Origin of the sequence: Gilliamella sp. Pas-s25 (assembly GCF_009795885.1) — a bacterium.
GTDB lineage: Bacteria > Pseudomonadota > Gammaproteobacteria > Enterobacterales > Orbaceae > Gilliamella.
This window is the reverse complement of record NZ_WTEV01000008.1, coordinates 38532-50668: the sequence shown is the minus strand read 5'-3', so window position 1 is coordinate 50668 and position 12137 is coordinate 38532. Positions and strand designations below refer to the sequence as shown.

Here is a 12137-nt window from a genome sequence, read left to right as displayed (position 1 = left end):
CAACGTTATGCAAAAAAAAACCAATGGCAGAGCATTGGTAGAGTTGGTTAAAAGGCTTCTATGCAGCTTTAAATAGCCACAAAAATCACATAAAGCATTTGAAGAGTATGATAATTTCATCAATAAGTTAAATCCTTTAAAAATTGTCCTTATTATATTCTTAACAGTATTTTAAATAAAGTTTTTTATCCTAAATAAATTTTTTTGTTTATAAAATAATTCAATAGCAACATTCATAAATGTATTTTTGCTAAAATGAGCACAAAAATAAAAAGTTTGAACTACATTAAATCTTTGAGTTGGTAAATGAGTTCATTTTTGTTGTTTTTCAAAGTTAATTGATTATTGGTTAAATTGATTTTTGCACCGTCAGTAATTAATTGTTGAATAACATGATCTAATTGATTTAATTGAATATCATTACAAAGCATTTTGGTCATTGCAACACCTGTACCTTTAATGTGGCTTTTATCTAAAATAACTTGACCTGAAAACTGGTTACACATTTTGCCTGTGATTGTCATTTTTTCACCGAATATAAGTTCAGCTTGCTCATCTAAAGAGATGTCCTGACCATTTGCATTAATTAATACGAAACGGTGATGCATAAGATCAGTATCTTGTAACTTACTCGATTCATAGCATCCAGACATAACTAAAGCAGCAGTAAATAGCGAAATTAGCAATAATGTTTTTTTCATATGAACTCCTAATGACAGGTTAAATTTGCTATAATTAAACCTAATTATGACGTTAATTAAAAATATATGACTCTCTATGTTATCTCAAAACCAATTAAAAAACCTTGATTCAATGACTTTCTTAGATAAGCACAAAATAATAAAATTTTCCCGGAAAAGTCAAACTATAACTAATATAGATTCAGCCATACAAAATGCTAAGTTACATTACCAAGCTAGAATAGATTCATTACCAAAAAGAATTGATTTTCCAGATAATTTACCTGTTGTTGAAAAAAAACAAACAATTTATGATGCAATTAAGCATCATCAAGTGGTCATAATCGCCGGCGAAACAGGTTCAGGAAAAACCACGCAAATTCCTAAGATCTGTCTAGAGTTGGGCTTAGGCGTCAAGGGATTTATAGGTCATACCCAACCAAGGCGGTTAGCCGCGCGTTCAGTGGCTAATCGTATTGCTGATGAATTGAAAACAGAAATAGGACAATTAGTTGGTTTCAAAGTCAGATTTTCTGATCATGTTAGTGAAACAACACTGATTAAATTAATGACTGACGGTATATTGCTTGCTGAAATTCAAAAAGATAAACTTTTATTACAATACGATACTATTATTATTGACGAAGCTCATGAACGTAGCTTAAACATTGATTTTATTTTAGGTTACCTTAAGCAATTATTACCTAAACGTCCAGACTTGAAGGTCATAATTACATCGGCAACGATTGATGTGGAACGTTTTTCTAAACATTTCAACCAAGCACCGATTATTGAAGTGTCTGGTCGTACCTATCCAGTTGAAGTTAGATATCGTCCCTCAATAATAGATGGAGAGGATAGTTGCAACGATAAAAGTAGTGATTTTCAATCCATCGTAGATGCGATTGATGAACTTTCAGCTGAAAGCGATGGTGATATACTTATTTTTCTAACTGGTGAAAGAGAAATTAGAGATCTTGCCGATACACTTAATAAATTGGATCTTCGTCATACTGATATCTTACCATTATATGCAAGGCTATCAGCATCAGAACAAAATCGGATTTTCCAGTCGCATACTAAAAGGCGAATAATTCTAGCAACAAATGTGGCAGAAACATCGTTGACGGTGCCTGGAATTAAATATGTTATCGATACGGGTTTAGCTAGGATTAGTCGCTATAGTTATCGCACTAAAGTTCAACGTTTACCGATTGAACCGATATCTCAAGCCTCAGCCAACCAACGAAAAGGGCGCTGTGGACGAACCTCAGATGGAATCTGCATCCGGTTATATGATGAACAAGATTTTTTATCTCGTCCTGAATTTACCGATCCTGAAATTTTACGTACAAATTTAGCATCGGTGATATTACAGATGACCTCGTTAGGTTTAGGTGACATTGCAGCATTTCCTTTTGTTGAAGCGCCTGATGCAAAATATATTCGTGATGGCATTCGATTGTTAGAAGAACTTGGTGCAATATTTATTAAACATTATCGATATCATTTAACTGAAATAGGACGAATTTTAGCGCAATTACCCATCGATCCAAGATTGGCCAGAATGCTGGTTGAAGCAAGGCGATTGGGTTGTACTAAAGAAGTGATGATAATTACTGCAGCTTTGTCTATCCAAGATCCTAGAGAAAGACCTTTTGATAAACAGCAAGCTTCGGATGAAAAACATCGTCGTTTTGTTGATAAGGAATCTGACTTTATATCTTTAATTAATTTATGGAATTATATTAAAGAACAACAAAATATATTATCCGGAAATCAATTTAGACGATTGTGTCAGAAAGAATTTTTAAACTACCTTCGGATTCGAGAATGGCAAGATGTTTATACACAAATTAGACAAACCATTAAACAATTAGCATTCCCTATAAATAGTAAAGCAGCAGATTATAATTCATTACATGTTTCATTACTAAGCGGTTTATTATCCCATATCGGAATGAAAGAACTTGAAAAGCATGAGTATCTTGGGGCACGAAATATTAAATTTGCAATTTTTCCTAATTCGGCACTTTTCAAAAATCAACCTAAATGGTGTATCGCTAGTGAACTGATAGAAACCAGCCGGCTATGGGGAAGGACAGTGGCTAAAATTGAAGCAGAATGGATTGAGCCCATAGCAAAACATTTGGTGAAATATAGTTATAATGAACCAAAGTGGTCTAAAAAACGGGGGACAACTATTGCAAATGAAAAAGTGACATTATTTGGTTTACCTATTGTTGCTAGTCGAATGGTGAATTATAGTAAAATAGATCCTGAATTAAGTCGTTCTCTATTTATTCGTCACGCTTTGGTTGAAGGTGATTGGTTTACCAACCATCAGTTTTATAAAAAAAATAAAAAATTGATTAATGAAGTTGAAAATCTTGAGCATAAATCTCGCCGGCAAGATATTTTAATAGATGATGATGAACTTTTTAATTTTTATGAAAAGCGAATTGATAAATCGGTTGTGTCATCTAAACATTTTGATGTTTGGTGGAAACAAAAACAGAAATCAGATCCTGATTTTCTTAATGTCGAGAAAGAAATGTTGATCAAACAATCGGCACAACAGGTTAATTTAAATGACTTTCCTGATTTTTGGAATCAAGATAATTTGAAATTAGCACTAAGTTATCAATTTGATATCGGACATAAACGTGACGGCGTCACGATAAAAATACCTCTTAATCTATTAAACCAAATCAAAAATAGGGGATTTGATTGGCTAGTACCTGGTTTTAGAAAAGATTTAATTATTGCATTAATTAAATCATTACCTAAATCATTGCGCCGAAATTTTGTTCCAGCACCAAACTATGCTGATGCATTTTTGAGTAGAGGTATTTCAACGAATCAACCTTTACTTGAAAGTTTAGAAACCGAATTTCACAAAATGACAGGTGTAAAAGTTGCCCCTGAAGATTGGCAATTGGATCAAATCCCTGACTATTTGAAGATGACTTTTAGCATTGTTGATAGTAATAATAAAGAAATTGCTGTAAGTAAAGACCTAGTTTTACTAAAAGAAGAACTCAAAAATCAACTCCAACAAGCATTTTCATCTTTAACAATTAAGAAAACGGTTCAAATTGAACAAAATAATTTAACAGAGTGGAATTTCGGCTCCTTGCCTAATATTTATGAAGAAAATCATAAAAATTATACGATTAAAGCTTATCCAGCAATCATTGATAATCAACATTCTGTAAGCATTAAGTTAGTCGATAATCAAGATGAGCAACAAAGACTTACAAAACTAGGGCTACGACGCTTGCTTATACTCAATATACCATCGCCAATCAAGTACTTACATGAAAAATTACCAAATAAATCTAAATTAGGCTTATACTTCAATTCTTTTGGTACGGTACTGAGTTTAATTGATGACTGCATTGCCTGTGGTGTTGACTATTTGATTGAAAAAAATGGTCAAGTAATTCAAAACCAAGATAATTATGAGGCATTATTGGATTATACCAAAAGTCATATTAATGATGTTGTGGTTGATATTGCCAAAGCAGTTGAGTCCATTTTGACGTTATATTACAACATCGGTAAAAAATTAAAGGGGCGAATTGACATATCATTAGCTTTTGCTTTATCTGATATAAAAAAGCAAATGGATCATCTTATTTATAAAGGCTTTGTTGCACAATCAAGCTATAAAAGACTACCAGATATCAATCGTTATTTATTGGCGATTGAAAAAAGAATTGAAAAACTAATGTTGAATACCACTAAAGATAGGCAGTCGATGAATATAATTGATGAAGTTGAAGTTCAATATGAAAAATGGGTGAATAGCTTATCAGAAAACTTAAAATCACAAGAAAAAGTAACAAATATCCGTTGGATGATTGAAGAACTTAGAGTGAATCTATTTGCTCAGCAGTTAGGTACTGCATATCCAATTTCAGTAAAACGTATTAAGCAACAAATCGACAAAGTAAAATCTGAGCTATAACTGTTGATTGAATGAAGGTATTTGTGTGATAAAAAATAGGGCGCTTATGCGCCCAGTTATCTAGAGTTTATCGATAAAGATCGACAAAAACAGTTATATTCGGACCATTTGAATCATGCGCTACTCTAGCAATATGATAATACTTGGCTCCAGCATCAATAGCTCGTTTACCTGCCTGATAAGAAATTTCCTGATCGGTGACATAATAACCTCTGAACTTAATTGTATCAAATGCCACCATTTTAGCCGCAGTTGCATCATTTAATTCTTGAATTTTTCGCCCGTCCGACAAAGTGACAGTGTAACGATTGACACGTTGCGGTTCTGCTGCAACCGTAGCAACTTCAGATGCATGGATACTAGTTGCTGCAGAAGTTTTCGTTTTATTAGTAGATTGATCAATAACTTTTACTTTATTATTAAATTTATCTGCATAAAACTTTTCATTAAACGCTGATGGAGAATAATATCCTGGTTTTTCAACTTGCATTGCATCATCACCACCTTTAGCTAGAGCTTGTTGGCCTGCTTCAGAATCGTAAGGAATAGCATTTTCTGGTTGTAGTTTACGTTCAGGTGCATCCTTTTTAAATAAATAGGCAGCAACTTGTATATTACTACCTAACTCAGAACGTGAATCGATATAAAAGGCGTAAGCACCTTTTGCCGATGCTTCTTTTGCAATTGCTTGATTCATATCATATTCATTAGGAAAATAGCCGCGGATACGCACAATATTAAAAGGTTCTAAACGTATGGCTTTAGATTTAGGATATTCATATATCCCCTCGAATTTGCGAAAACTCTCTACTTGCTGTTCAGCTTTAGGTGCATCAGATTTATATAATTTAGCGTAGACAATGCGTAAAGTATCATTAGAAGGGCTGATATTAGTGGTTGTTATAAAAAAAGAAGCGGCACCTTCTTTATCTGCCGCTTTTGACATTGCCAAAACATAGTCATTATCAGTATAAAATGCTCCACGGATAGTTATGCTTTTAAATGATTGCAAATCTTTAGCTTGTTGCTCGGTTAGTTGTTGGGCAGCAAACGAAGAAAGAGGGGTGAGAGCCAAAGTTGCTAGAATAAATGTTTTCTTTAAACTTGTCATATATTAAGACCTTACAATATAGTATTGCGATTATTTTAACATAAATAAATCTAGTTGCCTAAATCTATTAAAGCATTTAAGTTTTTAATAAATATATATTTTCCTCTAGCTGATAAAATATTTTGCTCCTGAAATTTTGAGAAATTTCTACTAACCGTTTCAATTGTTAAGCCTAAATAGTTAGCAATATCAGCTCGACTCATCATCAGTTTAATATTTAATGAAGAATGTCCTCTTTTTTCATAACGTTGATAGAGCGAATATATAAATGTTGCTAATCGTTCATCCGCTTTTTTTTGTGAATAGCATAATACTAATTTTTGATAATTATAAATATCAGAACTTAGTAAATTAAATACCATGTCTCTAATGTTTTTTTGATTATCAACAAGTGACATTAATTCGTCATAACGAAGCTCACAAACCTGTGTATTGCTAAGCGCTTGGATCGTATTGTTATATACTTTTGTTGAAATTGAATCTAAACCAACAATATCACCAGGTAAATAAAAACCATTAATTTGTTGATGATTATCCGTCGTTGTAACAAAGGTTTTAAATGCACCTGCATGAATAATATAGAATTTGGTAAATGGTGTATTAGCTTTAACTACAATTTCGTCTTTGCTATAAGATACCTTGCGATTTAAGATGCCATCTAGCTTGTTGTTGAGCATCATGGGAATACACAGAGAGCCTATACTACATAATTCACATGGAACAGAATAACTTTTTGAACGTAATGTCTTAAAAATATTTTGCATATTAACCAAAAAGAAATAATCATAATTTATTAGATTATCATATTTTATAATAAAACAAAAATCACTCATTAACATTAAATATTATTTAACATAATATACATTATTTTAACGCATTGATTTTATTGATTTTATTGTTTATGTATTATTAATTTGTAGATTAATTATAGGGTTAGTGGGTTTGGTAGCTTAATTTAAATTGACGGCATGATTTTATGGCTTACATCCACAGAATTCACGTACGTTTATCGTGGTTCGCATAATGTTAATGCCGTTATGTTTAATTCGTAGGCTGTATAATGTTGGCCACCGCAGGTGGCTAACAGTCAAGAATTTAGCATAACGGCAGATTATGCGATCTTATTTTAGTTATGGTGTTGTTTCTTTCTTTTTGAGTTATATTTCCAGCTTTTTAACATCTTATATACATCTGATTGGTAATCGTCCCATGCATTTGCTATATTGCTTCCTCTTGATGCTCTGATTTTTAATTTATATTGTTTATATTCAATCATATGAAGAAAATAAGCACTTTTTTCTTGTTTAGTGCTAAATTTCTTATATATGAAATTATGAACACACGGATAATATTTAATTTCATGTTGATAACATTTAATTATATAACTCTTTAAATATTGTTTTTTTAGCCTTAACATAATTTCTCCTAACTTTTTGAATAGTTAGAATAAATTTTCTTTGTAATAATTCATAAATATTTACCTTTTATTTTATTGAAAAGTGACGAAATAGTTTTATCACCTTTTTAAAGGTTGAACTATATATAATAGTTCAACCTTGTAACAATATGTTACAAATAGATTATTATTTATACAATTCCGTTTGTCGCTTTTTGAAGATTTTTGGGTATGTTCGATTAAAAAATAATCGTTATTTTATTTTTTTATCAGAATGGATAATGTCTTGTACTGCATCTTTTGCGTAGTTATCTAGAATGTATGTGGCTAATTCTGTCCACGACACTGATTTTCCTATTTTATAACTTAAATCTACAGCTAATCTTTCAATTTTAAGTTTTCTTTCTGCGCTGATTGCTAAACTTGTTCTTTTTGGTGTTGTCATTTTTACCCCTTTATGTTTGCTTGTATGCAATATTGTATATCATCATTCATATTTTAATGCTTGAGTGTTTACATGCACGTTTATTTATGATAATTTTGCATTACTGTTTAAGTGTATGCATTAATGCAAATATGATTGATTTATTGCTATTACGAATACCTTTTAAAAATAAGTTTGTTTTGCAAACAAAATCACACGATGATGTTGGTGGTCGTTATGGGCAATATGTCGATTTAATGGAAATTTGTAAATTATCGGGTTGTGCTCTTGGTGCTCGTACTGTTGAATTTTGTATTGATGGTGATTTGCAGGTTCGAGATCTTAATCATCCATTTGAATCTTTACCGTCGAGTTTTGCAAGTTTAGCGGTGAAAATCCATGCTGGCTCTATAACTATGAAGCCATGCGTCGAGATAAAGGCGAGTCCTGCCAAATTATTATAAGGTCATAATGTTTTTGGTTCTGAAAATTTAGAATTATGTGCAACTGAATTATTGAGCGGTTTAGCGTATGGTATGCCTAAACTGTTTGATTTATTAGATATTTCTAACACTAATTTAGACTGGATTGATGTTACTTATTCGGCTCATGTTGATAATGAGCTAATAGCTCAACAAGTGATTGATTCATTGAAAAATGTTACTAATGGTCAAACAAAAAAATCACGTTATAACAGAGAATATCAGACTACAGTAGAATGGAATACAGGTAGCCAACTTAAATCATTGAAAGTTTATCTTAAATTTTACGAAGTCATCAATCAATTATCAGAATTAGAAAAATTATCATTATCTAAACCTCAAGATCATTTATTACAACGAAAAATCAAAATTTTATCAAATCCTGACCTCATTGATTGGGCTAAAAAATGCGTTAGATTTGAAGCACGATTAAAGCATAGTTATTTAGAAAAGCATAATATACCTAGAAATTTATTTAAATTTATTAAATATCAACAAGATAAACAAAACAATGGCATTAATATTATTAAAGAATTATGGCAGACAGCATTTAATGACATCTTGATAGCAGTGAAAGGCGCAGAAATGAATATTTATGATGATAAACGTATACGAACATTATTAAATGATAGTTATTTTACTATTACTAGAACAGGAAAAATTTCATATTCAAAAGCTAATCGAATTTATGCATTTTATCGATCATTATTAAATGACGGTTATCAATTCGTTAAGAACTCAATGAATCGCATGTCATTTTATAGATATGAAAATGACTTATTGTCGATCGGTTTAAGTAAAATGCAATTACAAAACTTACAACAACAAAAAAATAACGTAATTCCTCTTTGCAGGGTTATTAATATCGATTTTAGTCATCAGCGTCCAGATTGGTACGTTGAACCGACATCATTTTATGATGATATGAAAAATTTGGAATATTTAAAGGCTGTTTAATGATTAAGTGAATTTAAATTGACGACATGATTTTGTTGGTTGCATCTATAGAATTCACGTACGTTTATCTTGGTGCGCGTAATGTATATTATGTTAAATAAAATACATTATTTATAACCATAATTTTATTTGATATTTTAATTTTTTGTCATAAAAATAACATCGCTACCAGAAAGTGGCATTTTTAAAATATGTTTTTTGATTTTACCCCATACTTGCATTTCACAAGCTTTACAATTGAACTTTAACAACAATTCTTCATTATTTTGAATCAATTTCATTGGTGTAACTTTGGTTTTAACACCCTGAATTCCTTTTGCTTGTTTTGGACATAAATTAAACGCAAATCGTAAGCAATGTTTTGTTATCATTAATGGTGCATCATCTTTAACTTCATGTGCTTCATAGGCGTTCTCGATTAATTCAACCCCATGTTGAGTATAAAATTCTCTTGCTTTATGATTATAAACGTTGGCTAAAAAGCTTAAATGATTTTCAGGATAAATTGGAGCTGGCTTTTGTTCAGGTTTACGTTTTTGGGGACGATAATTCGCTAATCTTGTGGCAGTCAATTTATCAATAGTATCCCGTCTAAATTGGTTAAGTTGGCTACTTGGAATAAAATAAATGGTTGATAAATTCACTTCAAAATTAGTTAGATAATATATAGTTTGTCCTAATTTTGATAAATTATCGATCATGTTTTTTAATGATTTATCAGGTTGATCTGCAAGATCGAATGCCCCATTTAGTTCTTGCTTAACGCAAATCCCCTCTTCACTTTTTGCTATTAGCTCAATCCCGTTTTTGATATTATGTAGTTCAAATGACACGCCAATTCTACGATTACTTGATTCTTTCAATAAATTTTGTTGCCACATGTGATCGAGATTTCGATTAACCACATAAGGTAATTTAACTGACAAAAGTGGTTTAGGGATTTCATTTGGATAAATTCGGTATTGATTGACCGAAAGTTTTTCAACTTTATCGGCTCTAAATCCAAAAATCTCTCGTTTTATTAGTACATTTAAACCATCTCCATTAGTTAATATTTTCTCAGATTTAATGTCGATAGTTTTTGGAGTTACCTTAATTATCTCTCCGACTTGCAAGCCAATAAATTTAGGCGAATCGAAAGCGCCTATATTTGGCTTTCTTCCATGCAAAAAATAATCTGTACTTCCTCGATGAAATGTTCGGTTAGGATCTGGTGTAAAAAAGTATTCTGTTCGACCACTTGATGCTGGTTGTAGATTAGGAGATTGGGTTAAAATATTATCTAATTTTTGACGATAAAAAGCGGTAATATTTTTGACATAACTTATGTCTTTATAGCGTCCTTCTATTTTGAATGATCTCACACCTGCTTGAATTAATTCGTTCAAATTATCCGATTGATTATTATCTTTCATTGATAATAAATGTTTTTCGTAAGCAACAATACGGCCTTGATCATCTTTTAAGGTAAAAGGAAGCCGACAAGCTTGGGAACAATCTCCCCGATTCGCACTACGCCCTGTTTGTGCATGAGAGATATAACACTGTCCCGAAAATGCCACACAAAGTGCACCATGTATAAAAAACTCTATTTTTGCATCAATCTGCTCATTAATTTTGGTTATCTCAGCTAAATTAAGTTCACGAGCCAATACTATTTGTGAAAAACCAACATCAGACAAGAATTTGGCTTTTTCAGGTGTTTTAATATCCATTTGAGTGCTAGCATGCAAATCTATCGGGGGAATATCCAGATTTAAAATACCCATATCTTGCACAATTAACGCATCAATACCAGCATCATAAAACTGCCATATAAGTTGTCTTGCTGGTTCAAGTTCGTTATCGTGAAGAATGGTATTTAAGGTTACAAACACTTTTGCATAATAACGATGAGCAAATTCGACTAACTGAGCAATATCGCTAATGGAATTACCAGCATTATGCCTAGCACCAAAGCTCGGTCCACCAATATACACAGCATCTGCGCCATGTAAAATGGCTTGCTGAGCAATTTCAATATTTTTAGCGGGGCTAAGTAATTCTAATTTATTATTGGTATTATGATATGGCATGATGAACTCTTAAAATATGTAACTTTTTGATAGTTTAATCTTTATTTGACAAGCATTATTATTAATTCCCTAATGCTTGTCAAAAAGTTTCAGGTAAGTATACGTTTGCGTATAAATATTGTTATAGCTTAGCTAACACTAACTTTGGTAAGTATTGTTTCGTAAGGCTTCTATACGTTTTTCTAAGGGAGGATGAGACATAAATAACTCTGAAAATTTCGCTTTTTTAGCACCATTAATACAAAATGCTAAAATTGAAGTATCTTCGTTTGGCTCATAGCTAGTTTTGAGTTTTTCTAAAGCGGCAATCATTTTTGTGTTTCCGACCAATTTAGCCGAACCCGCATCAGCATGAAATTCTCGATAACGAGAAAACCACATTGCGATAAGACTAGCTAAAATACCAAAGACCGTTTCAAATACCATAACTATTATAAAATATGTTAACTGTGATAAGCCTCGATTGCGATCATCTAGTGCTTGTGCTACAACAGACGCTAAAGTTCGTGAAATAAAAATAACAAAAGTATTCAGTACACCTTGTAATAAAGTCATTGTAACCATATCACCGTTCGCGACATGGCTCATTTCATGACCAATGACTGCTTCAGCTTCATCTTGGGTCATAGTATTTAATAGACCTGAACTTACCGCAACAAGAGAGCTATTTTTGGTTGCACCAGTCGCAAAAGCATTAACGTCTTGAGCATCATAAATAGCAACATCTGGCATTTTTATATTAAGTTCTGTTGATAAGCGACGAACAATATCAATTAACCATTGTTCTTGACTATTACTAGGTTGAGTTATGATTTGTCCCCCTACTGACCGCAAAGCCATTCGCTTAGATAATAGAAGAGATATAAAAGATCCTCCAAAACCAAAGATTGCTGCAAAAATAAGTAATCCTAAAGTACTATGCGCATCAACGCCTAAAATACTTAGAATAATTCCGAATACTAACATAACCGCTAAGTTAGTTAGAATAAATAATCCAATTCGCATCATGTAAGTGTCCTCATTTTGGGGGGATAATTCA

7 protein-coding genes and 1 pseudogene are annotated in these 12137 nt (G+C 31.9%); 2 read left to right on the top strand and 6 right to left on the bottom strand.

Going from position 1 to position 12137, the window contains the following annotated elements:
- Nucleotides 1-281: 281 nt before the first annotated feature.
- A complete protein-coding gene (locus GQ593_RS05500) occupies nucleotides 282-701 on the bottom strand; it encodes an META domain-containing protein (protein ID WP_160431147.1) in 420 nt (139 codons plus the stop codon).
- 76 nt (nucleotides 702-777) lie between these two features.
- On the opposite strand from GQ593_RS05500, the gene hrpA reads away from it, so the two are divergent.
- Nucleotides 778-4653, top strand: coding sequence for an ATP-dependent RNA helicase HrpA (gene hrpA, locus GQ593_RS05495; RefSeq protein ID WP_160431146.1), 3876 nt, complete (start codon nucleotides 778-780; stop codon nucleotides 4651-4653).
- Nucleotides 4654-4720: 67 nt separating this feature from the next.
- Here hrpA and GQ593_RS05490 read toward each other — a convergent pair whose 3' ends face one another.
- From GQ593_RS05490 to GQ593_RS05480, 3 genes are all read right to left on the bottom strand, one after another.
- Entirely contained in the window at nucleotides 4721-5764 is a 1044-nt protein-coding gene (locus GQ593_RS05490) for a YdgH/BhsA/McbA-like domain containing protein (protein ID WP_160431145.1), read from the bottom strand.
- A 50-nt stretch (nucleotides 5765-5814) separates the two neighbouring features.
- The gene (locus tag GQ593_RS05485; protein WP_160431144.1) at nucleotides 5815-6528 is read right to left on the bottom strand and encodes a helix-turn-helix domain-containing protein; all 714 of its coding nucleotides are present in this window, start codon (nucleotides 6526-6528) and stop codon (nucleotides 5815-5817) included.
- A gap of 885 nt (nucleotides 6529-7413) precedes the next feature.
- Nucleotides 7414-7605, bottom strand: coding sequence for a hypothetical protein (locus GQ593_RS05480; RefSeq protein WP_160431143.1), 192 nt, complete (start codon nucleotides 7603-7605; stop codon nucleotides 7414-7416).
- Between the two features lie 56 nt (nucleotides 7606-7661).
- Here GQ593_RS05480 and GQ593_RS05475 point away from each other — a divergent pair.
- Nucleotides 7662-9023: pseudogene (locus GQ593_RS05475) on the top strand (phage/plasmid replication protein, II/X family).
- Nucleotides 9024-9160: 137 nt separating this feature from the next.
- On the opposite strand, the gene GQ593_RS05470 reads toward GQ593_RS05475, so the two are convergent.
- Together GQ593_RS05470 and htpX are read right to left on the bottom strand one after the other, a co-directional pair.
- Nucleotides 9161-11098 carry a peptidase U32 family protein gene (locus GQ593_RS05470; RefSeq protein WP_160431142.1) on the bottom strand — a complete coding sequence of 646 codons (1938 nt, stop codon included), beginning with the start codon at nucleotides 11096-11098 and terminating at the stop codon, nucleotides 9161-9163.
- A 138-nt stretch (nucleotides 11099-11236) separates the two neighbouring features.
- Nucleotides 11237-12106: a protease HtpX gene (gene htpX / locus GQ593_RS05465; protein ID WP_160431141.1), complete on the bottom strand. Its 870-nt coding sequence runs from the start codon at nucleotides 12104-12106 to the stop codon at nucleotides 11237-11239.
- Nucleotides 12107-12137 lie beyond the last annotated feature (31 nt).